General features: G+C 38.5%; 1 protein-coding gene. It reads left to right on the forward strand.

What is annotated here, in order from left to right; genetic code table 11:
- A partial coding sequence (locus OOT08_RS18910) for a hypothetical protein (RefSeq protein ID WP_325094445.1) occupies positions 1-260 on the forward strand: 260 nt, incomplete at both ends.

Genomic DNA, 260 nt, shown 5'->3' on the forward strand with positions numbered 1-260 from the left:
GCTAAAAGCGCTCCAAAAGAAAAAGGAGGGGCTGGTGTGATAAAAGATCATAAGGATCCACAAATTGAACAATTAGTCGGTGAAATTAAAGCCTTGCCCCAACCAAATTATGAAAAGCACTTCCATCCAGATACGCAGGAGAAAATACATCAAAATTTAATGGAATTCACAAAGAAGCAGAAAAACAAACATTCCATTAAAGATAAACTGCAGCCTTTCATCCTGAGTATGGCGGGTATAGCTGCGTTGTTGATCGTTAT

The organism is Leucobacter sp. M11, assembly GCF_035726885.1.
In the GTDB taxonomy this organism is placed as follows: domain Bacteria; phylum Actinomycetota; class Actinomycetes; order Actinomycetales; family Microbacteriaceae; genus JAPFRB01.